The following is a 24033-nucleotide window of genomic DNA, read 5'->3' as shown; positions in this document are numbered from 1 at the left end:
AAACAAAAATTTATACGATGAGTAACGAAAAAGACGCCAAATTAAAAGCATTAAAATTAACTTTAGACAAATTAGATAAAACCTACGGTAAGGGTACGGTTATGAAAATGGGCGACTCTGCCGTTCAGGAGGTTGAGGTGATCCCAACCGGTTCTCTGGGACTGGATATTGCCTTGGGAGTAGGCGGATATCCCCGCGGAAGAGTGATCGAGATCTACGGTCCGGAATCTTCCGGTAAAACCACATTAACCCTTCATGCGATCGCAGAAGCTCAGAAAAAAGGGGGCATAGCTGCTTTTATCGATGCGGAGCACGCCTTTGATCGCTACTATGCGGAAAAACTTGGAGTTGATATTGAAAACCTCATTATTTCCCAACCAGATAACGGGGAACAGGCCCTGGAGATCGCAGATAATTTAATTCGTAGCGGCGCGATTGATATCATCATAATCGATTCGGTGGCAGCATTAACCCCAAAAAGTGAAATAGAAGGAGAAATGGGCGATAGTAAAATGGGACTGCACGCTCGTTTGATGTCCCAGGCCCTCCGAAAATTAACCGGATCTATAAGCAAGACCAATTGTACGGTTATCTTTATTAACCAGCTGAGAGAGAAAATAGGCGTTATGTTCGGAAATCCCGAAACCACCACAGGTGGGAATGCACTAAAATTCTATGCGTCCGTGCGCCTGGACATTAGAAGATCTACCCAGATAAAAGACTCTAACAGCGAGGCCCGTGGTAATAAAACCCGGGTGAAGGTTGTGAAGAACAAGGTGGCCCCGCCCTTTAAAACTGCCGAATTTGATATCATGTACGGCACAGGAATCTCTAAAGTAGGAGAGATCATCGACCTCGGGGTCGACTTCGAGATCATTAAAAAAAGCGGCTCATGGTTTAGCTATGACGACACCAAATTAGGACAAGGTAGAGATGCCGTAAAAACACTGCTTGAAGATAATCCTGAGCTTATGGATGAACTGGAACAAAAAATTAAAGAAGCCATTGAAGCTGTTCAGGCATAATCTTTCTAAGGCAACGCAACCCTTTTAAACCGCTCGCATCTACCCCATGTAGATACCCTGGTTAATTTGGTTGCCTACTTTCAAAGTTTAGTAAGGTATAGCTTTTATTAATCAAGGTACTGCGTTTGACTTTAGAGGAGCTCATCATACAATGTAAGAAACAGGATGCTACGGCACAGGAAGAGCTGTATAAGAAGTACTCAAATACGCTTTTCTCCATTTGTCTCAAGTATTCGCCTAATTATGCTGAAGCACAGGATAATTTACAGGATTCATTTCTTACCATTTTTAACAGGATAGAGCAATTTGAAGGAAAAGGTTCTTTTGAAGGCTGGATAAAACGAATCACCGTTAATACCGCACTTCAGAAGTACAGGAAACAACGCGCTTTTGACATCACGAACGAGGCACAGCTTGAAGACGAAGATGTGGTTGTTGAAGATAATTCGATTCCTCTGGATTTTCTTCTGAAGATCATCCAGGAATTACCAGACAGGTATCGACTGGTTTTCAATCTGTATGTGCTGGACGGTTATTCGCATAAAGAGATAGCCGAAATGTTAGGAATTAGCGATGGAACGTCTAAATCTAATCTAGCCAGAGCGCGAATGATTTTAAAACAAAAGATACATATCTATAACACAGAACAAGCGTAAGCAGCAATGAAGGAAAAAAAGCACATAGATAAGCTTTTTCAGGAACGCTTCCAGAATTTTGAGGCTACTCCACCCCCTGAGGCATGGTCTAATATTAAGGCCGGACTTAAAAAGGAGGAAAAGGAGGACCGCAAGGTTATTCCGCTATGGTGGAAACTTGGTGGCGTTGCCGCCCTTCTTGCCCTTTTACTTACTGTTGGGAATGCTGTCTTCAATCCGGGAGACGGAACTACCCAACTCACCGACGAAGACAATACTCCTATAGAGAATACAACCGATAAGAATTCTAAAGACGCACTCATTACCAATGATGATGGCGACGGTATTGAAGTTGCCACAGAAAAAGATATGGAGGCAGATCCTACCCTGGATAATGAGCAGGAAGTCTATAGCAATAATAAATCGGAGAAGGCGGTAATATCCAAAGACAACTTAGTTGAAACCGCAGTGGCTGAAGAGGAAAAATCTTCAGTGAAGAAAAAGAACCTTCAGAAAAATGATCCTCTGATCCGGGATAAGAAACTGGTAGCCGATCCAAACAAGCGTGATGCCGTTGCTACGAATAATAGCGACAAAAAGAATTCAGAAGAAAATAATAAAGAAGAAACAAATAAGATAACCGATCGTGATATTTCTAAAGTGAATTCAGAAAAAATTGCGAAGAACGATCCCGACATCAAAAAGTCTGTTACAGATCTTCTTATCAAGGAAGGAAATGAATTAAAAAATAACAAGACAAACGATGCGGTTGCAGTGGACACAGATATTGAGAAGAAGAATGAAGACAATAAGGAAGAGAAGAAATCTATTTTCGATGCCATAGAAGAGAACAAGGAGGTTGAGGAGGCAATCGCAACTAAAGAAAACCCGGTGAACCGATGGGAAGTTAGCCCGAATGTGGCCCCTGTTTACTATAGTTCCTTCGGAAACGGATCATCCTTAGATCCCTCATTTGCAGATAACGCCCAGAGTGGTGACGTAAACCTTAGCTATGGAGCGGGTGTGAGTTACGCCATATCGGAAAAATTAAGTGTGCGTACCGGGATTAACAATGTGAATTTAAGCTACAGCACAGCCGATGTGGAATTAGGTAGTGGGCCCGTAAGTGCCGCCCTTAAATCTGTTAATTACGGCCGCCAGAGTGGGCAGGTGCTAACAGCAGTAGATAAAGGAACTATACGGCCTAACCCCGAAGGTGGGTTTGGAACGATTACCCCAAAGGCAGGTGGAGCAGACGCTTTTATAAACCAAAGCATACGGTATTATGAAGTTCCTATGGAGCTTAAGTACGCCCTGGTAGATACAAAATTTGGAGTACACATGATAGGAGGATTTAGCACCTTATTTCTTGGAGATAGTGAGATTTCGGTTGAGGCCGGAGATTTCAGAAGCGTTCTCGGAGAAGCAAATAATTTGAATTCATTGAGCTTTACAACCAATATTGGTTTGGGCTTCGACTATAAATTCTCAAAAAGGTTAAAGTTTAATATTGAGCCTATGTTTAAGTACCAACTTAATCCTTACAGTGACCCTTCTGTAGATTTTAATCCTTTCTACATGGGAGTTTACACGGGATTGAGTTTTAAGTTTTAGGTTAGTTTTTTAGTTGGTTAGGTTTGGGTTACCAAACAGACAATGATTAGAAAAACCGTTCTTTCGCCATAGAACGGTTTTTTTATGGAATGGATGGATGCTGAAGTTCCTTGAGTATGATTTCTCTAACCTGTAGTTTTAGCATTCGCTTGTCTTCAAGGTCCAGTATACCGGTGGGAATTTCCTGGTGTATCCTAACGCGCAATTTGCCTGGGCCTCCTTCTGAAAAGATATCGTACGAAAACCGTTTTTTATTATCGTGCAGGGTGATAGGTATAACTGGAATTTTATGTTCTATGGCCAACCTGAAGGCCCCGTCCTTGAATTCGTCGAGGAGAATATTTTTGTCATCGGGCACACCTCCCTCTGGAAAGATGCAAACACTTAAACCCTGATTGAGTTTCTTCTGAGCCCGGATAAATACATCATGCCTGCTTTTGGCACTCCCCCTGTCCACCAGAATGCAGGTACGCTTGTAAAAGAATCCGAACAATGGGATCTTGGCCAGCTCCTTTTTCCCTACAAAGACAAACGGATTTTTGGAAAGATAGAGCATGAGCATAATATCTGTCATGGACGTGTGGTTAGCAACAAGCATATAACTATGTCCTTTTTTTATTCTGAAATCCCTCTTCACAACAGGATACAGCCCCATGCCCACTAGTATAAATTTTGCCCATATTCGCGCCAGCCTGAAAAAAAACGGGTACCACCGCTCGTATGCAATACTCACTATTAAAACTGGAAATAGTATTAGGATGGGTACGGCTACCAGGATATAAAACCAGATGCGGTATAATAGAAGAAAAATATTTGTGAAGAATCTCATGAAAGACCAAAAATAGTGATTTGAGTGATTCAAATACCTCAAATAATTTAACTTTGCGGAAATTTCAAATTAATACAGTCCATTCCCCTTTTGGTAGCCAAAATATTATGTCGAGAATTCTAACAGGAATACAAAGTACCGGAACCCCTCATTTAGGGAACATATTAGGAGCGATATTACCAGCCATCGAAATGGCCAACGATCCCGCTAACGAATCTTTTCTGTTCATTGCCAATATGCATTCCCTCACTCAGATCAAGGATCCGCAAACACTAAAGCAAAATACCTACAGCACAGCTGCCGCTTGGCTTGCCTTTGGGCTGGACACAGATAAAACTATTTTCTACCGCCAAAGTGATATCCCACAAGTGACCGAGTTGTCCTGGTATTTAAGTTGTTTCTTCCCCTATCAGCGCTTAACCCTTGCACATTCTTTTAAGGACAAGGCAGATCGTTTGGAAGATGTTAATGCAGGATTGTTTACCTACCCCATGCTTATGGCAGCCGATATATTGTTGTACGATGCGCAGATCGTCCCAGTGGGAAAGGATCAGATGCAGCATATGGAAATTACTCGCGATGTAGCGAGCAGGCTCCACACCAGGATGGGAGAAGTTTTCGTTCTTCCCGAAGGAAAGGTAAGGGAGGAGACTAAACTCGTTCCCGGTACCGATGGCAGCAAAATGAGCAAATCCAAGAACAACATTATCAATATATTCCTTCCGGATAAAAAGCTTCGGAAGCAGATTATGAGTATCGAGACAGATAGTACACCACTGGAAGAACCCAAAGATCCGGATACTTGTAATGTTTTTGCGCTATATCGTTTAATGGCTTCCGAAGTACAAATAAAAGAAATGCGAGCAAATTACGAAGGAGGCGGTTATGGCTATGGTCATGCCAAACAAGCCCTTTACGAGCTTATTCTCGAGCGATTTGCCAAGCCCAGGGAAACCTATAATCACTATATGACACACCAAGACGAACTTGAAAACATCTTGCTGTCCGGCGCCAAAAAAGCTTCGGTTGTGGCAGATAAGGTTTTGGATAGAGTTCGAGCTAAACTAGGATACTAGACCCTTTGGAATAGCTTTCCCGGAAGTGGCTGTACCAACCCTTTCAATTCAAGGTTAAGCAAAACGGTAGCCGTCTTGTGGGTAGGTATTTGGCATGAGATTGCTATGCTGTCCAGAAGTTCCTTATCCCGAGTTTTCAAGAAATTGAAGACAAGCGTCTCATCTTCCGATAAGGTGGGAAATAATGCTGTCTGAATTGGCTTAGTCACTCTGTTATCTAAATTCCACCCCATATTATACACCAGATCTGCGGCCGAGGTTATAAGTTGTGCCTGTTGAGTTTTAATGAGGTTATTACAACCTTCACTAAGAAGGTCTCCCGGCCTTCCCGGAACGGCAAACACTTCCCGGTTGTATGAATTAGCGATATCTGCCGTTACCAGACTCCCTCCTTTGGCAGCAGATTCTATTACCACGGTTGCCTCACTCATACCGGCTATGATACGGTTTCGTCTCAGGAAATTTTTACGATCGAAGGGATCGTTACTGGAGAATTCGGTTAATAAGCCACCATTTTCCAGTATTGCCGGCACATATTTCTTATGCACTTTTGGATAAATTTGATCGAGTCCATGTGCCAGGCAGGCAATGGTTTGCAGGCCGTGCGCTACAGCCGTATTATGTGCTACAATATCAATTCCGTACGCAAATCCGGAGACGATCACCGGATTAAGGGGAGCAAGTTCCGAAATAATGGCCTCGCAGGTAGCTTTACCATGCGAGGTGGCAATCCTGGTACCTACTACGCTAATAATATGTTTGTTCTTAAGGTTTAGTTCACCCTCCAAAAAAAGTAAGACCGGGCCATCTACACAATGTTTTAAAAGTGCGGGATAGTCTTCCTCCTGAAAATACAGGCATTTTATATTTTTTTCTGAAATGAATTGAAGTTCATTATCCGCCTCATCTAAGGCGATCTTTGGATGGAATTCTCTTAGTTTATAGGCTCCGATCCCGGGAATTAGTTCTAATGTCTCTTTTTTCTCCAGAAATATCCCTTCGGCCGAACCTACTGTCTGGATTAATTTTTTTACAGAAGTTTCCCCTAGGTATGGTACCTGCTTTAAGGCCAACAGATAGCGCAGTTCATTTTGTGAAAGCATGTAGGTCGTAATAATCGGGGAGCCTTCAAAAATACTACTTTTTTGAGTTGTTAATAAAATCGTTCTACTTCAGTTGAATTCAACTGAAAAAACCTATAAGTTTGTTTCAATGCAATTGGAAACTTATATAAAAGACCTATTATACCGATATGAATGCGTTATCGTTCCTGGCTTCGGTGCGTTTCTCACCCACTATAATTCTGCCTCGATTGATGAAAAGTCGAACACGTTTTATCCGCCCTCCAAATCGGTTTCGTTCAACAGGCAATTGCAAACCAACGACGGCTTACTGGCTAATTACATAGCAGGGGCCGATAGTTGTAGTTATGAAACGGCCCTTCAGCGGATCCGAAATTTTACGGGTCGAATGAGTAAAAAACTTAACGAAGGGACAGTGATCTCATTGCATGGCATTGGAGACCTTCAGCTAAATAAAGAAGGGTCTGTACAATTTCTGCCATCTGCTTCAGAAAATTTCAATACGGCCTCTTTTGGTTTAAGTTCTTTTGTTTCGCACGAGATCCAGAGGCAATTGGAAACGAGCAACTCAGCTCAGGAAAAGGTTGAAAAGCCGGTTATTTTATTCACTCCGGGAAAACGCACGGCTGCACCCTATATGAAATATGCGGCAATAGGCTTACTGGCAATTGCTTTGGGAAGTCTGGGAGGTATGAAATTATATGAAGGCAAGGTTCAGGAACACAATTTTGCTGAAGAACAAAAAGCAAAGGCGCAGATCGCCAACGAGATACAGGAAGCCACCTTTGTTATTTCAGATCCATTACCCATGCTGAAAATAAGTGTTCCAAAACAGCAAGGTAAATATCATATAGTGGCAGGGGCATTTAGAGTAGAAGCCAATGCGCATAAAAAACTTCAGCAATTAGCCTCAAAGGGATTCTCGGCCAGGTTAATTGGAGCTAACAGATATGGACTACACCAGGTAATTTACAGTTCTCATAGTGAAAGGGTTGAGGCCCTTCGTGAGTTACGTAAGATCAAAAACACCGAGAATAAAGATGCCTGGCTATTAGTAAAGGACCTTTCAGAATAAGAGTTCAATATTAATAGTACTACTTCCAATTCCGTAAAACAAATGTACCTTTGCAAAAATTTGTTTTATGGTAGCGAAAAATCCCAAAGATTCTAAAACCACGATCACAGATCTTGTTCTGCCTAGTGAAACTAATCCCATCGGGAACATGTTTGGTGGCGAATTACTGGCGCGTATGGATAGAGCAGCCAGTATTGCAGCTCGCAGACATAGCCGTAGAATAGTAGTAACGGCTTCGGTTAACCATGTAGCTTTCAATAAAATGATCCCTTTGGGTAGTGTGGTAACCGTAGAAGCAAAAGTCTCACGTGCCTTTAAAAGTTCAATGGAGGTTTATATGGATGTATGGATAGAAGATCGTGAAAGCGGCATGCGCTCCAAGGCCAATGAAGGAATTTACATCTTTGTGGCTGTGGATGAAATGGGCCATCCTGTGCCGGTTCCGGATCTGGTTCCAGAAACCGATCTTGAAAAAGAACGATTCGATGCCGCATTGAGAAGAAAACAACTAAGCCTGGTGCTCGCTGGTAAAATGGCCCCAAAAGAAGCAACCGAACTCAAAGCACTTTTCGATTAAACCACCCGCCGAATTCAAGGCAATAATAGGGACAATACCCGTTATAAATCCAGTTGATTAGTAGAGTATTAGCTCTGCAAGATTCGTATTTTTTAACTGTTTTAACTATTGTTATTTTATCACTTTTGAATATATTTGAAATTCTTATGTTTTTTTTAATCACATTTAAGAACCATATATTATAATTCTAACTTTAACTTTTCTAAAAAATCAACTATGAAAAACTTTACCTTTTTCTCGATTAATCGAAAAAGTGTAAGTTTTTTGGTCATGATATTTGCCTTCGCATTAGCATCTGCCCAAAATTCATACACGATCACGTTTCAGGATGAAACAATCGAAATGCCGGAGAACATTGATACCTTTCAGTGGAATCAATTTCCGGAGTCTGCGCACTTGCGCGACGGTTACATCGGTTGGGTTCAATTCTATGAAACGCCATCGCAAAGTGTTCAGGACCTGTTTGCTGCAAATGGGCTTGATTTGATCAGCTATATTCCGCATCACACCTACTTATTCCGTTTTCCGGAAAACACCTCTATTTCATTCTTACAGAACAATGGGGTTCGTTCTATAGTACCGGTGGAAGGCAGATTTAAGCTTTCGCAAGATCTTAAGAACGGAAATATTGGAAACTGGGCTACGGATGGCGAAAATTACGTAGTTACCTTACAGTATTATCCTTATGTTGACGCTCAGTTTGTGATTGCCGACCTGGCAACGCAGCAAATTTCAGTAAAACAACAGTATGCAGGATCAAATAATATCGATCTTGTAATTCCTAACGATTGCCTGGAGACACTTTCAAATCAACCGTACGTTAAATGGGTTGAGGTTATTGTAGCGCCTTCAGTTCCTGATAGTGAAAAAGGTCGTACAATCCACAGAGCAAATCTTCTTGATACACAAACTCCCGGAGGAAACAATTTTACCGGATTGGGTGTAGGAACTCTTTGTCGTGATGATGGCCCCGTAGGACCTCACATCGATTTCCAGGGGCGCCATAACGGCCCGCTTAATCCTATTGCCAATGGATCTAGTCATGGTGATGGTGTATCCGGAATTATTGCCGGTGCTGGTAACTTAAATCCGAACAACCGGGGAATGGCCGCAGGATCCGATCTTTATGTCGTTCAATACGTTGCTAGTTTCCTAGACACAAACACAGTGACGCTTATTAACAATGGAGATGTTCAGGTAACCAATTCATCTTACAGTAATGGTTGTAACGCAGGTTATACCAGTATTACTCAAACTGTGGATACTCAAACCAACACGATCCCTACCTTATTACATGTTTTCTCTGCAGGAAATTCTAACGGACTTAACTGTGGATATGGAGCCGGTAGTCAGTGGGGTAATATCACTGGAGGTCACAAACAAGGAAAGAACGTAATTGCTACGGCCAACCTTTTTGAAGACGGAGTACTTGTAAGTTCAAGTAGCCGCGGTCCTGCTCATGACGGAAGAATCAAGCCAGATATCTCTGCTCACGGTCAAGGACAGATCTCAACCAATCAAAACAACACCTACCAGACTTTTGGTGGTACTTCAGCAGCCGCTCCAGGTATTGCCGGTGTATCTGCACAGCTATACCAGGTTTATATGGAAGAAAACGCAGGTGCTCTACCAGAATCTGCGCTTATTAAAGCTGCATTGTTGAATACAGCAAACGATATGGGTAATGTAGGTCCCGATTTCAAATTTGGATGGGGACTTGTAAATGCCAATAGAGCTGCGCTATTACTGCAGGATGACAGATACTTAAGTAGTACGGTTGCTCAAGGGTTAACTAATACACACACGATCAACGTACCAGCAAATACCACTCAAGTGAGATTTATGGTATACTGGTCAGACCCGGCCGCTACGCCAGGAGCCGATCCTGCGTTAGTAAACGACCTTGACCTTGTGGTAACAGATCCGTCTTCAGGAACTCATTTACCATGGGTACTTGATCATACGCCTAATCCCGTGAATCTTGATACTCCGGCAACTACTGGTCCTGATCACCTGAATAATATGGAACAGGTGCTAATTAATAACCCTGCCGCCGGAGACTACGACATCGATATTACAGGTTTCAACGTACCTATTGGACCTCAGGACTACTACGTAGTGTACGAGATCATTACAGATAACCTTGTGCTTACCTACCCAAATGGTGGAGAAGCGCTTCTTAATGTTGGTACTCATATCATTCACTGGGATGCTACGAATACTACCGGTAATTTCCTATTGGAATATTCACTGGATAATGGTTCTACATGGAACACTATTGGTAATGCAGCGTCTACAGTAACTAACTTCGAGTGGAGTGTTCCTAATGACGTTTCTGGAGAAGCTCTTGTAAGAATTACCAGTGGTGCATTCTCCGATACCAGCGACGATGTATTCTCTATTGCCGGTATAGTGGGTGGCGTAAGTGCCATCCAGGTTTGTGAAACAACTGCAACTATTAGTTGGATAGCACTGCCAGACGCAGAAGAATACGATCTGTATATGCTTGGTGATGAGTACATGGAGATTGTTGGAACAACTACAGATACCGAAATCACTGTTCCTATCGTTGATGGTGAGAACACAGATTTCTGGTATGCAGTTGTAGCCAGAAACACAACCGAAGGATGGAGAACACTTCGTACGGTTGCCAGACTTCATTCCAGCGGTCTGTTGGATTGCGATCCTCTTGGATTAGACGATATAGTATTAGGAAACATCGTTATGTCTCCAAACCCTGCTTCAGATCAGGTTACTATCTCGTTAAGTGATACCAACTTCAGTAATTTTGAAGTAACTATTGTAAATAGCCTTGGGCAAACTCTTCAAACAGTGAATGAAAGAGCCCTTAATGGTACAAGTGAAGCTACACTCGATGTGTCCAGCTATCGCACCGGGTTGTACTTTGTTACCATTGAAATTGACGGACAATCAACAACCAAGAAATTGGTTATTAGATAAGAGAGATTATTCTCATAAAAAAGGGAGCCAAATGGCTCCCTTTTTTTATTACATCTTATAAACCCAATCTGCCGGATTTAAACGGCTGCTATTCTGATAGATCAGGAATTTTAATACAGTTTTTCCGGTAAGACCGTTAGTGAAGATCGTTCCCAATTCCTGCTTGGTACTTACTTTATCCCCTTTCTTTACTGCCAGGCTTTCAAGATTATAATACACTGAAATATAATTTCCGTGTCTTACAAAAACCGCCATTATACCTTGCTTTGATTTCTGCACCTGGAAAACTTCCCCGTTAAATACCGCTCTGGCCTTCGCGCCCTTTTCGGTAGCGATCTCAACACCACTGCTAAAAGTGGTGACATTAGGTAATTGTGGGTGCCTCTGGTTTCCATAGCGACGTATCACGACACCCTTTTCCACCGGCCAGGGTAATTTGCCCTTATTGGTGCTGAAATTAGCCGCCAGCGCTTTTGCCTCGGCGGTCATTGCAAAAGTTTCTGCGGTTCCCCTGGTAACTTTGGTGTCTGTACTCTTGTTGGATTCGGCGATAGCAGCCCTGATTATGGCATCGATCTGCTTATCAATTGCATCTGCTTCCCTTTGTTTGGTTCTTATCTGAGAGGCAAATTTACCTTCATCTTTCTTCAAGGATGCTATTAATGCTTCCTGATCCTTTTTTTCCTTGGCCAGGGTTAGCCGGGTATTTTTGTTTTGTTCTATCAATAATTGTTTCTGATTTTTCTGCTCTATCAGTCCGGTATTCAATATCTGTAGTTGCTCTGTCTTTTCCTTTATTCGTTCTCCCTGCTCTTTTCGGTGCTTCGCATACTGTTTCATATACTGAAGTCTTTTGTACGCCTGCAGGAAATCGTCTGATGACAACAGAAACATCACCCTGCTCTGCTGAGACCTGCTCTTATACGACTTCTTGATCATGGCGGCATAATCCTCCTTGAGAGACTTTAACTCTTCCCTGAGCGTCTCCATTTTGTTGAGATTATCATTGATCTCCCTGGTTAAAAGATTTGCCTGCTGGTTGGTAACACGAATAAGGTTCTCCGTGGCCCTTATGCGCTGATCGAGATCTTCTACCTGGGTTAAAACCGATTTCTGCTGGCCCCTGGTCTTGAAAAGCAATGAGTTGATCTGCTTTATCTCCTCCATGATGGCCTGTCTCTTCGCTTCAAGCTCCTGCTGTTTTTTAGACTGGCCATGCATTGATGTCGTAGCAAGAACCAGGCAGCAAAGCAGGGTAAGGAAAAACTTTATACGTCTCATCGGCCAAGGTCTATTGGTTCAAAACCCTGAGGTATGTCGAAAGGAAAACTCACCGAAACATTCAGGTCTATTTTCCTGTAAGTGACCTCTATTTTAGTTCGAGAATCTCCTTCTTTGGAGTTGATGGAGATCTCTGAAGGATAATATGCTCCGTCTATCTGTTGATACGGGCCGTAATTCACTGTTAGCATCCGGTTGGCCCTGGGCTGGGACAAGGTGGCAGAGGCAACCTTAAAATTATCGGGATTGAGAAATAAGCTATGAATGAAATTCTCAAGCTGCCGTTTGGGTGAAAGCTTGTATTTATTATTCACCACCTCTGATGTATACGAACTCTTATTCATATTGAACATAGTCTGGCCCAATAATATGGCCTGGGTTTTTTCGAAATCAACTTCTGTTCCCAACCATTTACTAAGCAGGCTGAAATCACCGTCGAAATACGTGTTCGAAATCGTTTCGTAATAACTCACCCTCTCTGGCGTGATTAGGACTTTGGCCAGGGTAATACCAAGGAGTGATGCTTTTATCCATATCTTTTTATCCTTCTCCATCCTTAAGCTTACCGTCATGCTTTGCGACTTCCTTTCATCCTCATACTCCACCTTAATTCGTCCCGCCATGGTAGAGAACTTCGGAGAGGCGAGTTTATGCGTGGAGATAATGTCCTTAGCTTGTAGAGATGCATTGGCAGTTTCGGTACCACTAACCCCTTTTAACCCTTTACAAGAATGTAAAAGAATAAGCAGAAACAGAAAAAATAAACTCTTTCTCATGGTCAATTCGCTATGTTAATTTCTGAAGCTTTCTTTGCAAAGTTGGCAGCTTTTGCCTCGTTACCTTTTTTTGAATAGGCAATACTTAATTGTTCGTAGAAATCCTTTTCCATTTTAAGATCGTCTATCAAATAATCGATCCCGGTTTCCATACTTTCAATAGCAACATCGAGATTTCCCAATTCTATATTTGCCACTCCATTCACCAGGTACAATAAGGGTTGAGCAGGAAATATTTCCAGGGCTTCGGTACTGGCTCGTGCCGCCTCGTTGTATTTTTTAAACTCGATCTGCAATAGTAAGGTATTCTTCAACAGACTGTAGTTGTCTTGGTCTATTGCCATTCCTTTTTCATAAAACTGAAGCGCCTTATCCTTTTGTTCCTTGGCCAGGTAATACAGCCCCAGCTGTTCGTACACCTGCCCGGAATTCTCCTCACTAAAAGATCCAACAATGGCCTCCAGGCGATCCTCATATCCCGGATTTAGGTTTGCAAACCCAATAAAATCTCCGAGCACGCGATACTTGCTGTCTTTATCTATTTCGTTAGATGAGAACACCACCTCCATAGAATGTAAGGCCTTTTCCACCTCCCCGTCTTCCAAATAAAATTTATAGAGTGCCAGATGCACCAATTCGGAGTCCGGCTGATTCTTCAATAGTTCCTGTGCTGTTTCGTATGCCTTTTTGGTATCGCCCTGTTCACTATACAAAAAGATCAGGTTAAGGTAATCCTGTTCTTTCTTCGGGTTCTTATCAATCTTATCTTCCAGGTTTGTTATGGCTCCTTCGGTATTTCCTGTAACTTTATAGATCTGCCGGCGCAATGCATTCCGAAGAACACTTTCTCCCCAATCTTCATCAAGTTCATCCAGGATCTCCAGAGCCTTGTCATATTGCCCTGTAAGGTGGTAAAGGTTGGCAAGGTCCTCCTTGTAATCCGTATCGTATTTGGTAAGCTTTTCTACCAAAGGAATGGCCGCATTATAATTCTGTTGCTGATAATACACATCGTACAGGGCTTCCAGTACATCAAGGCGTTCCCCCATACTTTCCAAAACCTGATTATACATCCTTTCGGCATCTTCAAACTGTTTTAAATAGGCGTAATTCTTCCCCATTTCAAAACGAACCACCGCAATATTCTCTTTGTCTCCTTTGGCAGCCATTTCTGCCTTTCGGAGTGCGGTCAATGCCAATTCGTAATTTTCTATCCCTTTTTGTTTAAGGCCTTCGAAGAAATTTTCTTGAAAGGCGTCACTCACATTTCCAAGATCATCGGTAGGTGGTTCCTCCTCCTGGGCGAACATCCCCCCCGAAATTTGGAACAACACAACCAACACAAGAAGCAGGTATGAGTGTTTTTTCATCATTTTAATTCTGAATAATCGCCAATGCTTACATTGGTAAAATTCCCATCGAAGGTGGCGTAATTGCCTATCATCGCGTTGTCTAAAGTAGCATTTTTTACAACCGCCTCCGTCTGAATTATACTATTCTTAACGGTACTATCCTCAATTATTGTGCCTTCCCCAACTGAAACATGAGGTCCCAGGATAGTGTTTTTCAACACCACACCATCCCCAATAAAGCAAGGTGGAATGATCCTGGAGTTTTCGGTGGTGATATTATCCATCACTAAAGGTGCTCCTTTTTCGGCTAGAATATCCAGCATCCTTGCATTAGTTTCGACAGTAACTTCTTTGTTTCCGCAATCCATCCATTCGTCTACAGTACCGGTTTTAAATACTTTTCCCTTACCGATCATTCGTAAGATCCCGTCGTTGATCTGATACTCTCCTCCATGAATGATATTGTTATCCAGCACATACTGCAGTTCATCCTTTAAAACGGCTACATCTTTGAAGTAATAAATACCTATCACAGCCTGATCGCTCACAAATTGGGAAGGTTTTTCAACCAGTTCAACGATCTCGTTCCTTTCGTTTAATTTTACTACTCCATAGGCCTCGGGATTATCCACCTTCTTGGTCCAGATCACACTATCGGCTTCCTTATCAAGATCGAAATCGGCACGTATGAGGGTGTCAGCATAGGCGATAACCGCGGGGCCCGAAAGTGAAGGTTCGGCACACATAATTGCGTGTCCGGTACCCTTGGGAACCAATTGTCTGTAAATACTACAACGGGCACCAAGTTCTTTAGCTAGTTTCTCAAGATCTGCCACTACCTCATCTCCAAAAAATGCCGGATCTCCTAAGATAAACGCGATCTCATCGATCTCCTCCTTCAGGATATGGGCAATTTCTGTTACCAGCTGATGAACGATGGGGCGGCCGGCAACCGGAATCAAGGGTTTGGGAATTGTTAAGGTATGTGGGCGTAGTCGCGATCCGCGGCCAGCCATTGGGACAATGATCTTCATAAATTAGTTTCAGTATTAATCTTACGTTTTATTGTACTCCGGTGCTTCCAAATCCACCTGTTCCTCTCTCGGTCTCGGATAATTCATCTACTTCTTCCCAATTGGCGCGTTCGTGCTTCGCAATTACTAACTGGGCGATGCGTTCACCATTTTCTATAGTAAAGGGCTCATTGGATAGATTTACCAAAATAACTCCTATCTCGCCGCGGTAATCTGCATCAATGGTCCCGGGTGAATTTAAAACTGTAACCCCTTTTTTGGCAGCGAGGCCACTTCTGGGACGAACCTGGGCTTCATATCCAATTGGCAGTTCGATAAATAAACCTGTTTTCACAATAGCGCGCTCCAGAGGCTGTAAGGTTGACGGTTCGGGTACATTAGCCCTAAGGTCCATTCCGGCCGAATAAATAGTCTCATAATGAGGAAGGGGGTGATCCGAGGTATTTACAATTCTAATCTTCATCTCTTCAGTATGCGCTTAAGTTGTTTCTTTTCAGAAATAAATATCCAGGACAAAAATACCAATAATAATGCTGAGCCAATGATTAAATTACCATCGAAAACATAAAAGGATAAAGCCGAAAAACCTACCGATAACATTAAGTATCCTCCTATTGCTTTCAGCTTGTACGGAACAGCATAGTTTCGTTGACCTAAAATGTACGAAATAACCATCATACTCCCGTAGGCGGCGAGGGTTGCGATGGCAGAGCCTTTATAACTTATCAAAGGAATGAGCACGAGGTTGAGAATTAGTGTGACCATGGCCCCAACTACAGATATTATGGCCCCATAATGGGTCCGATCTGTAACTTTATACCATACAGAAAGGTTGTGGTAGATCCCCAAACAAAGGTTGGCCAGCAGAATGATAGGAACAATAACCAGGGCGTCCCAGAATTTCGGATCCGGAATGAGAATACGTTTGAAGATATCAATATAAACGATCACGAATAACAGGATGGCGCTTCCGAATATGGTAAAGTACTTGGTAATGGTAGCATAGGTTTGCTTTGCGTTCTCATTACTGGCGTGATTAAAGAAAAAAGGCTCTATACCCAGTCTGAAAGCCGTAGCAAACAGGGTCATAAATACGCCAAGCTTATAGCAGGCGGCATATACACCTACTTCTGCTTCAGCAATATCTTCAGGGAGCAGATACTTCAGTAAGATCTTATCGAAGGCCTCATTGATCGAAAAAGCGATTCCGGCGATAAGAACAGGCATGGCGTACCGGATCATTCCTTTCCAAAGTTCCGGACTAAATTTAAATCCGATACGCACATATAGCGGAGACACGATCAAGAGAGTAATAGCGCTTGCGATGAGATTGGCTATAAATACGTAAGCCACTCGCGTATCGGTTAACAGTATTGATTCCCAGAATGACCCGGGATTGCTTTCGGCCAGGCCGGGTAATACCAGGAAAAAGAATAGATTGAGGCCAAGATTGATGGCCACGTTGAAGATCTTGATAACCGCATAACGCATGGGTTTCTCGTTAGCGCGAAACCAGGCGAAAGGCAGAACCGCCAGTGCGTCAAGCGCCAGGATGATCAGCCCGTAAGTGATAAATTCGCTTCTAAAGTCCAGAAAATCGGCCAGCGAATCGTTGAAAAAAAGCGTTATACCTAGGAAGACTGCTGTGGAAATAGCAACCGATGTTAGTGCAGTAGACTGGACCAGTGCTTTCTCACCTTCATGTTTATTGATATACCTAAAAAAGGCAGTTTCCATGCCGTAGGACAACAGTACATTCCCCAGGATGAGGAACGCCATTAAGGTTGCATAAACGCCGTACTGTTCCTTTCCTAAAACTGAAACATATAGCGGAACCAAAACAATTCCAAGCGCTCTGGGTAAAACGGTGGCCAATCCGTAGATAAAGGTCTGCTTGAATAATTTCCTGAAAATGCTCAAGGTCTTCGGAGGCTAGTGTTCATTCTTTGGTTTGGTAGATGGGTATGCGATCATTTCTTCCCTGCGCATATCACGTACCAGAGTGTATTTCAGCACATCCATATTTCTATAAGCAATAACCGCTTCATTGTGTTCAAGACTAAAAGGAAAGGGTTCGCGCGGGGCATTCACGGCTTCTTTAACGGGGTCGATATCCATGACCATATCCTTATCATCATTTTTGAAATAGCCCACATACTGATTCCGGATCTGCGGTGATATTTGTGCTTTTGTGATCTTTTTTCTGAAGTAGATCTTCTCTATCACCACCTTGTCTGTAAAATTTTCGAGGGCGAGATAAACGTTGGTTCCGGAGCCTCCTTCTTTAATACCGGCAACCCAGTCCTGGTAATACGCATCCTTGACGCTGAATGGCGGATCCTGTTCCAGTTTAACGTCTGTGTTCCCGGATTTACTTCCACCACAATTGGCAAATAATGCCATGAAAATTACGGGAGAAATGAACTGAAAGAGATGTGATTTTGTTTTCATAATGGGTGGGAATCAAAACCCCTGCCATAAAGGTACAAAAAAGCCTTCCGTAAATGCGGAAGGCCTATTTAAGTATTATAAAAAAGCTTTTAGCCGGCAAGCGCTTCAGCACCACCAACGATCTCAAGAATCTCACCGGTAATGGCAGCTTGTCGTGCCTTGTTGTATTCAAGGGTAAGGTCTGCTTTTAGTTCGGAAGCATTATCTGTTGCTTTGTGCATGGCCGTCATACGGGCACCATGCTCACTGGCAACACTATCTCGAATGGCTTTAAAGAGCTGTGTCTTTAAGCTTTTCGGAATTAATTCCTCTACGATCTTTATTTTGTTGGGTTCGAAGATATAATCTGCTGCCCCTTTTTGTTCGGTTGCATCTGCGGCAGGAGGTAAGATGGGCAGGAATTGCTCATTCATTACGATCTGTGTAGCTGCATTCTTAAACTTGTTGTATAGTAAAACGATCTTATCGTAATTTCCTTCTGCATACTGGGCCATTAGCGATTCGGCTATGGTAGAAACATTCTCGAAGGAAAGATCATCAAAGATCCCGTTGTTATTATCAACTACCGTTTCGGTTTTAGATAGAATATCATTTCCTTTTTTACCAATGGTAACAAAATCTACCTTCTTCCCGCCAAAGTCCTCCTCCATGGTTCTTCTTGCCTCCTTAACGATATTACTGTTAAAGGCGCCGGCCAGTCCACGATTAGATGTAATGGCAACTACAAGTACTTTATTCACTTCGCGCTGGTCTGCAAATTTACTTCCGCTGTCTCCATCCAGTGTTGCACTTAGATTTTGAAGTAATTCGGTGAGTTTATCTGCATACGGCCGCATGGCAGTAATAGCATCCTGGGCTTTTTTCAACTTTGCAGCAGAAACCATTTTCATGGCGCTGGTGATCTGCATGGTCGAACCTACCGAGGTGATTCTATTTCGTATTTCCTTAAGATTAGCCATCTTTTAGCGTATAATTACGAATTCGAATTAGTTATATTTTGCTGAAACGTCTTTAGCTACTGCAGAAAGTGTATCGATAACTTCATCGGTAAGTTTTCCTGCTTTTAGTGTGTCTAGGGTGTCTCTGTGTTTAGCATTAAGCAATTCCAGATAATCTCTCTCGAACTCCTTCACTTTCTCCACAGGTACATTACGTAACAAGTTCTTTGATCCGGCATAGATGATCGCCACCTGGTTTTCTACGGTGAATGGGTCATTTTGTGCCTGTTTCAGGATCTCAACGTTTCGTTTACCTTTTTCAATAACATTCATTGTGGCTGCATCCAGATCACTACCAAACTTGGCAAATGCTTCCAGTTCACGGAACTGAGCCTGATCCAGCTTTAATGTTCCGGCAACCTTCTTCATGGATTTGATCTGCGCGTTACCACCTACACGGGATACAGAGATCCCCACGTTGATCGCAGGTCGAACACCAGAGTTAAATAGATCCGACTCAAGGAAGATCTGTCCGTCTGTAATAGAGATTACGTTGGTAGGAATATACGCCGAAACGTCTCCCGCCTGAGTTTCAATAATTGGCAATGCTGTAAGAGATCCTCCTCCTTTTACCAGTCCTTTAATAGACTCCGGAAGATCGTTCATGTTTTGAGCGATAGAATCGTCATCGATCACCTTTGCAGCACGCTCCAATAATCTTGAGTGAAGGTAGAATACATCCCCTGGATATGCTTCACGTCCCGGTGGACGACGAAGAAGTAGGGATACTTCACGATATGCTACTGCCTGCTTTGAAAGATCATCGTAGATAATAAGTGCCGGTCTACCCGTATCGCGGAAATATTCCCCGATCGCAGCTCCGGCGAAAGGAGCATATACCTGCATTGGCGCAGGATCTGATGCGTTCGCAGCAACTATAGTGGTATAGGCCAAAGCACCTTTCTCTTCAAGTACTCTCGCAATGTTCGCAACCGTAGATGCTTTCTGTCCAACTGCCACATAGATACAGTAAACAGGTTCCCCGGCGTCGAAGAATTCTTTTTGGTTAATGATGGTATCGATACAAACCGTGGTTTTCCCTGTCTGACGGTCACCAATAACAAGCTCACGCTGTCCTCGCCCTACCGGGATCATGGCATCAACAGATTTAATTCCGGTTTGAAGTGGCTCGTTTACCGGCTGGCGGTAAATTACACCAGGAGCTTTACGCTCTAATGGCATTTCGTAAGTTTCTCCGGAGATAGGACCTTTTCCATCGATGGGTTCGCCCAGAGTATTTACAACTCTACCCACAATTCCTTCACCAACATTGATAGAAGCAATACGCTGGGTACGCTTTACAGTAGCACCTTCTTTAATATCTATAGAAGGACCTAACAATACAACCCCAACATTATCTTCTTCAAGGTTTAGTACAATTCCTTCCAAACCATTTTCAAACTCAACTAATTCACCATATTGAGCATTTGCAAGTCCGTATACACGGGCAATACCATCCCCAATTGTGAGAACTGTTCCTACTTCATCCAATGAAGCGGTTGCTTCAAAACCTGAAAGTTGTTTCTTTAAAATCGCTGAAACTTCAGCTGGTTTTACTTCTGCCATTTTATAAAAGTTTTAGGCCGGTTTATCAAGGCCGGATCCTTAATTTACTGTAAATTCTCTTCTAAGTTTGTTTAAATTATTTGAGATACTTGCATTGTACTGCAAGTCTCCAACGCGAAGGATAAATCCTCCAATGATTGATTCGTCAATTGTATTTTCTAGGGAAACTGAGCTGCTTCCCGTTAAATCTTTTACTTTCGAAAGCACCTGGGCCTCTATTTCGGGCGACAAAGCAACAGATGTGGTCACCTGGGCTACAATTACGCCTTTGGCCTGGTTGTATAAATTCACATAGCTTTCTGCAACCCCGCCCAGTAATCTTATCCTTCTGTTCTCAACCAAGGTGTTGATTAGGCTTTTGGTGTTTTGGGTACTGCTTCCGAAGATCTCCAGCAAGGATGCTTTCTTATCGGAGGCCTTGATCACGGGACTCTGAAGTACCGAGCGCAATTCTTTACTTCCCCGCAAGGTGTTTAAAACATCCTGCATATCGCCAAACACCTCTTTGGCAACATTATCTTCCTGTGCCTGTTGTAAAACTGCTTTCGCGTAGCGTATGGCTGCTTTGCTTCCCTTCATTCCTAATTAGTTTAGCTTTGCTTCGTCCAACATATTCTCAACCAGTTTAAGCTGCTTGTCTTTATTTGAAAGCTCCGCTTTCACCACTTTCTCGGCTATGTCTACAGACATAATAGCTACCTGGTTCTTCAATTCTGCGATGGCGGCTTTCTTTTCATTCTCGATAGCAGCCTGGGCATTAGCGATCAATTTATCGGCTTTTGCCTTGGCATCACCTTCGGCGTCTGCGATCATCTTAGCCTTGATCTCGCGAGCTTCCTTAAGCATGGCTTCACGTTCCAAACGTGCCTCTTTTAGGATTCGCTCGTTATCGGCCGTTAGGTTTTCCATTTCTTTTTTAGCCGCTTCAGCCGAAGCCAACGCTTCTCGAATGGACTGCTCTCTGTTGTTCACGGTTCCCACGATAGGTTTCCATGCGAACTTTTTCAATACAAAGAAAAGGACAGCGAAAGAGATGAAAGTCCAAAAAATCAATCCAACATCAGGAGTTACTAAATTCATTTTCTATATTTTTTAATCTTTAATGTTTTAATAAAAAAGGCGGTGCAACCAACCGTTGCACCGTTCCTTTTTACTTTGCAATAAGTGATACTACCACCGCGAAAAGTGCTACCGCTTCAACGAAAGCGATAAGTACAATTGCAGAAGCTTGTATTTTTCCCTGCATCTCTGGCTGGCGCGCAATAGCGTCCATTGCAGATCCTCCAATTCTACCAATACCAATACCGGCACCGATAGCTGCAAGACCAGCACCAATGGCTGCGAAAGGAACGTAACTTACTACGTCTTGAATTAATGCTAAACTACTCATAGTGTTTACTTATTAAAGATTAATTAATGTTCATGTTCTTCCATGGCACTACCTATATACAAGGCAGAGAGCATGGTAAATATGTAGGCCTGAATGGCAACTACCAGTACTTCGATCACACTAATGAATACCGAAAAGAATACCGATGCGGGTGAAACCCATACCGTCTTCGCGATAAAGATCAAAGAGATCAAACTAAGTACTATAATATGTCCCGCGGTAATGTTTGCGAACAAACGAATCATGAGCGAGATTGGTTTTATAAATATTCCTAAAAATTCTATGGGAGCCAGGAAGATCTTCATTGGAACAGGTACACCCGGCATCCAGAAGATATGTTTCCAGTAATCTTTATTTGCTACCACAGTTGTGATCACAAAAGTGATTAAAGCTAGTACAAATGTAAATGCGATGTTTCCACTTAGATTCGCGCTAAAGGGAAAGAAAGGAATAAGTCCCATAATGTTGTTGATCCAGATAAAGAAGAACAACGTAAGTAGGAAGGGCATGTATTTCGCGTATTTCTTCTCTCCAATATTAGGGATGGCCACTTCATCTCGTATAAATACCACCAGGGGTTCGGTGAACTTGGCAATTCCTTTAGGTACACCCGCCTTATCGTACTTTCTCGCAGACAATCCAAATATCAAGACAAGCAAGAGTATGGAAAGGAACATGGAGAAAACCAATTTGGTTATGGAAAAATCCATGGGTGCTGCGTTCGAGGGATGATCTCCCTCGCCCATCGTTATATACGATCCATCGGCATTTGGAGTTTCGCTGGCGTAGTATATCTCTTCGTGGTATTTTACAAATTTCTGCCCGTCCTTTTCAACTACTACTTTTCCCGAATCGTCATGATGAAATTCGCTGGACATAAACGTTACAAGTCCATTTTCTGTCCAGAGGATGATAGGAAGAGGGAAAGAAACCGCGTTTCCTTTCCAGTCTAAAATGTGAAAGTCATGCGCATCTGTAACGTGGTGCATGATCATTTCAGTAACATTGAACTCTTCGTCTTCGCCTCCTTCGTTTTTTACTTCAGAAGTAATAGGGGCTGCTAAAACCGAGCCAACTGATATCATAAAAAACAGCCCGATAAACAGGCTTCTAACTATAGTAAAATTCGTAGTTTTCAATGTAGTGCGTTTGCGGTTCTGAAATTCGGTGCAAATGTACTAATAGTAAATGAATTGACAAACTATATGCTAGTTTGTTTCCTCCTTTTTGAAAAAAATGTTCAGTTGAAAAATTTCGAATCCTAAAAACAAAAAATACGGGATGAAAAAATTGATCACATCCACTACTGCATTCTCTGCTTTACCAGCAAATAATGGCAATAGAAAGACAATGGCCAGCGCCATTTTAGAAATGGTGAGAATGAGAAATAAATTATATGTTTTGGTGTATCCCCTGGCCATCTGGACTCTAACAATAAGAAAAACCAATAACACAAGGGCAGCATTAAATGTATAGATAGCCCAAAGCGGAAAATACAAGGATATTTCAGAATAAAAACTAATGAAAATATAATAATGTATGGCAAAAAGTAAGGCGGTAAAACCGAGCCATTTTATAAGGAAAGCGGGTAGATCTTTTTTCATGAATCTTTGTCTTGCTTTTTGGAAAAGTCGGTTACTTGCTTTACAACAAAATACATAGAGATCCCTACAGCCAGTAAACTGCAAATTATCGTGAATAATGAATATTCATTTGGATAGATCTCGTCGAGCTTGATTCCCCCAAAGGTACCCAGCACAATAATTGCAATCATTTGAAATGCAATTCCCGAAAAGCGAGCATAGCTGTTAATTTTGCTGCTCCGCTTTTGGTTTTTGGATTCTTTGGGTTCTGTCAAAAGGGTGGTTTTGAGATTTTTTGTCCTCGGTAGCAGAAGCCTCAACGCTTAGGTTACTTTTGGCTTTTTGTGATCCTTTCATCTCACAGGAAGCGTTAAACGTGGCTCCCGGCTCGACCGCTAATTTACCAACCATCACATCGCCGGTGATCCTGGCGGTAGATTTCAGGGTTAGCGTACCAGATACATCTAGTTTTCCATCAAAAGATCCTTCGATGTCTGCATTCTCACAGGTTAATGTTCCGGTGATCGTTCCTGTCTTTCCAATAACTACTTTGGAAGGTGTTTTCACGTTCCCATCGATCTCACCATCGATGCGGAAAAATCCTTTAGACTGGATATCTCCTTTAAGTTTTGTTCCTTCGTTAATTCTGTTTTGGCTTGCTGTTGGTTCCATATTCTTTTTGTCTTTTTTGTCTGAAAACATAGTTAGTTTAATTAAAGGGGATTAAC

At 42.5% G+C, this 24033-nt stretch carries 25 protein-coding genes; 7 read left to right on the top strand and 18 right to left on the bottom strand.

The annotated features are described in order from the left end of the window. Window positions 1-17 precede the first annotated feature (17 nt). The 3 genes from recA to C5O00_RS05540 all read left to right on the top strand — a co-directional run bounded on the left by recA (window position 18) and on the right by C5O00_RS05540 (window position 3274). Window positions 18-1025: a recombinase RecA gene (gene recA, locus C5O00_RS05550; protein ID WP_105215661.1), complete on the top strand. Its 1008-nt coding sequence runs from the start codon at window positions 18-20 to the stop codon at window positions 1023-1025. 125 nt (window positions 1026-1150) lie between these two features. After that, a complete protein-coding gene (locus C5O00_RS05545; RefSeq protein WP_105215659.1) occupies window positions 1151-1681 on the top strand; it encodes an RNA polymerase sigma factor in 531 nt (176 codons plus the stop codon). 6 nt (window positions 1682-1687) lie between these two features. Then, window positions 1688-3274: a hypothetical protein gene (locus tag C5O00_RS05540; RefSeq protein ID WP_105215657.1), complete on the top strand. Its 1587-nt coding sequence runs from the start codon at window positions 1688-1690 to the stop codon at window positions 3272-3274. An 82-nt stretch (window positions 3275-3356) separates the two neighbouring features. Here C5O00_RS05540 and C5O00_RS05535 read toward each other — a convergent pair whose 3' ends face one another. After that, complete coding sequence (locus tag C5O00_RS05535) at window positions 3357-4103, bottom strand: lysophospholipid acyltransferase family protein (RefSeq protein ID WP_105215655.1); 747 nt, start codon at window positions 4101-4103, stop codon at window positions 3357-3359. Between the two features lie 107 nt (window positions 4104-4210). Between C5O00_RS05535 and trpS the strand changes: the two genes are divergently transcribed. Beyond that, a complete protein-coding gene (trpS, locus tag C5O00_RS05530; RefSeq protein ID WP_105215653.1) occupies window positions 4211-5179 on the top strand; it encodes a tryptophan--tRNA ligase in 969 nt (322 codons plus the stop codon). Here the strand turns inward: trpS and dprA are convergent. Beyond that, complete coding sequence (dprA, locus tag C5O00_RS05525; RefSeq protein ID WP_105215651.1) at window positions 5176-6282, bottom strand: DNA-processing protein DprA; 1107 nt, start codon at window positions 6280-6282, stop codon at window positions 5176-5178. The two genes, trpS and dprA, sit on opposite strands and share 4 nt — an antisense overlap. Window positions 6283-6391: 109 nt before the next feature. Between dprA and C5O00_RS05520 the strand changes: the two genes are divergently transcribed. From C5O00_RS05520 to C5O00_RS05510, 3 genes are all read left to right on the top strand, one after another. Beyond that, a complete protein-coding gene (locus C5O00_RS05520; RefSeq protein ID WP_105215649.1) occupies window positions 6392-7336 on the top strand; it encodes an HU domain-containing protein in 945 nt (314 codons plus the stop codon). A gap of 67 nt (window positions 7337-7403) precedes the next feature. Next, a complete protein-coding gene (locus C5O00_RS05515; RefSeq protein ID WP_105215647.1) occupies window positions 7404-7913 on the top strand; it encodes an acyl-CoA thioesterase in 510 nt (169 codons plus the stop codon). Window positions 7914-8129: 216 nt separating this feature from the next. After that, a complete protein-coding gene (locus C5O00_RS05510) occupies window positions 8130-10874 on the top strand; it encodes a S8 family serine peptidase (protein ID WP_105215645.1) in 2745 nt (914 codons plus the stop codon). Window positions 10875-10922: 48 nt separating this feature from the next. On the opposite strand, the gene C5O00_RS05505 is transcribed toward C5O00_RS05510, so the two are convergent. The 16 genes from C5O00_RS05505 to C5O00_RS05430 all read right to left on the bottom strand — a co-directional run bounded on the left by C5O00_RS05505 (window position 10923) and on the right by C5O00_RS05430 (window position 24007). After that, entirely contained in the window at window positions 10923-12155 is a 1233-nt protein-coding gene (locus tag C5O00_RS05505) for a murein hydrolase activator EnvC family protein (protein ID WP_105215643.1), read from the bottom strand. Further along, window positions 12152-12931, bottom strand: a complete 780-nt coding sequence (lolB1, locus tag C5O00_RS05500; protein WP_158676783.1) for a lipoprotein insertase outer membrane protein LolB1 — start codon at window positions 12929-12931, stop codon at window positions 12152-12154. The genes C5O00_RS05505 and lolB1 overlap by 4 nt, the downstream gene beginning before the upstream one ends. Before the next feature lie 2 nt (window positions 12932-12933). Further along, entirely contained in the window at window positions 12934-14301 is a 1368-nt protein-coding gene (locus tag C5O00_RS05495; RefSeq protein WP_158676782.1) for a tetratricopeptide repeat protein, read from the bottom strand. Then, entirely contained in the window at window positions 14301-15317 is a 1017-nt protein-coding gene (locus C5O00_RS05490) for a sugar phosphate nucleotidyltransferase (RefSeq protein WP_105215637.1), read from the bottom strand. The genes C5O00_RS05495 and C5O00_RS05490 overlap by 1 nt, the downstream gene beginning before the upstream one ends. A 28-nt stretch (window positions 15318-15345) precedes the next feature. Beyond that, complete coding sequence (gene dut, locus C5O00_RS05485; RefSeq protein WP_105215635.1) at window positions 15346-15780, bottom strand: dUTP diphosphatase; 435 nt, start codon at window positions 15778-15780, stop codon at window positions 15346-15348. Next, the gene (locus tag C5O00_RS05480; RefSeq protein ID WP_105215633.1) at window positions 15777-17237 is read right to left on the bottom strand and encodes a lipopolysaccharide biosynthesis protein; all 1461 of its coding nucleotides are present in this window, start codon (window positions 17235-17237) and stop codon (window positions 15777-15779) included. Before C5O00_RS05480 ends, dut begins: the two co-directional genes overlap by 4 nt. Window positions 17238-17249: 12 nt before the next feature. Continuing rightward, window positions 17250-17768: a hypothetical protein gene (locus C5O00_RS05475; RefSeq protein WP_105215631.1), complete on the bottom strand. Its 519-nt coding sequence runs from the start codon at window positions 17766-17768 to the stop codon at window positions 17250-17252. Between the two features lie 89 nt (window positions 17769-17857). Further along, on the bottom strand, window positions 17858-18727 hold the full coding sequence (atpG, locus tag C5O00_RS05470) for an ATP synthase F1 subunit gamma (protein WP_105215629.1): 870 nt from the start codon (window positions 18725-18727) through the stop codon (window positions 17858-17860). Between the two features lie 27 nt (window positions 18728-18754). Next, window positions 18755-20332 carry a F0F1 ATP synthase subunit alpha gene (gene atpA, locus C5O00_RS05465; RefSeq protein WP_105215627.1) on the bottom strand — a complete coding sequence of 526 codons (1578 nt, stop codon included), beginning with the start codon at window positions 20330-20332 and terminating at the stop codon, window positions 18755-18757. A 39-nt stretch (window positions 20333-20371) separates the two neighbouring features. Then, the gene (gene atpH, locus C5O00_RS05460) at window positions 20372-20911 is read right to left on the bottom strand and encodes an ATP synthase F1 subunit delta (RefSeq protein WP_105215625.1); all 540 of its coding nucleotides are present in this window, start codon (window positions 20909-20911) and stop codon (window positions 20372-20374) included. Between the two features lie 6 nt (window positions 20912-20917). Then, window positions 20918-21412, bottom strand: coding sequence for a F0F1 ATP synthase subunit B (locus C5O00_RS05455; protein ID WP_105215624.1), 495 nt, complete (start codon window positions 21410-21412; stop codon window positions 20918-20920). A 70-nt stretch (window positions 21413-21482) separates the two neighbouring features. Continuing rightward, window positions 21483-21722, bottom strand: a complete 240-nt coding sequence (gene atpE / locus C5O00_RS05450; RefSeq protein WP_105215623.1) for an ATP synthase F0 subunit C — start codon at window positions 21720-21722, stop codon at window positions 21483-21485. Window positions 21723-21745: 23 nt separating this feature from the next. Continuing rightward, entirely contained in the window at window positions 21746-22861 is a 1116-nt protein-coding gene (gene atpB, locus C5O00_RS05445; RefSeq protein WP_244593031.1) for a F0F1 ATP synthase subunit A, read from the bottom strand. Window positions 22862-22930: 69 nt separating this feature from the next. Further along, window positions 22931-23326, bottom strand: a complete 396-nt coding sequence (locus C5O00_RS05440; RefSeq protein WP_105215622.1) for a hypothetical protein — start codon at window positions 23324-23326, stop codon at window positions 22931-22933. After that, window positions 23323-23496 (bottom strand): AtpZ/AtpI family protein, encoded by a 174-nt coding sequence (locus C5O00_RS05435; RefSeq protein ID WP_105215621.1) that lies wholly within the window; start codon window positions 23494-23496, stop codon window positions 23323-23325. The genes C5O00_RS05440 and C5O00_RS05435 overlap by 4 nt, the downstream gene beginning before the upstream one ends. Window positions 23497-23530: 34 nt before the next feature. Further along, a complete protein-coding gene (locus C5O00_RS05430; RefSeq protein WP_105215620.1) occupies window positions 23531-24007 on the bottom strand; it encodes a bactofilin family protein in 477 nt (158 codons plus the stop codon). Window positions 24008-24033: the final 26 nt, after the last annotated feature.

Source organism: Pukyongia salina, from assembly GCF_002966125.1.
GTDB lineage: Bacteria > Bacteroidota > Bacteroidia > Flavobacteriales > Flavobacteriaceae > Pukyongia > Pukyongia salina.
This window is presented reverse-complemented; position numbering and strand designations above follow the sequence as displayed.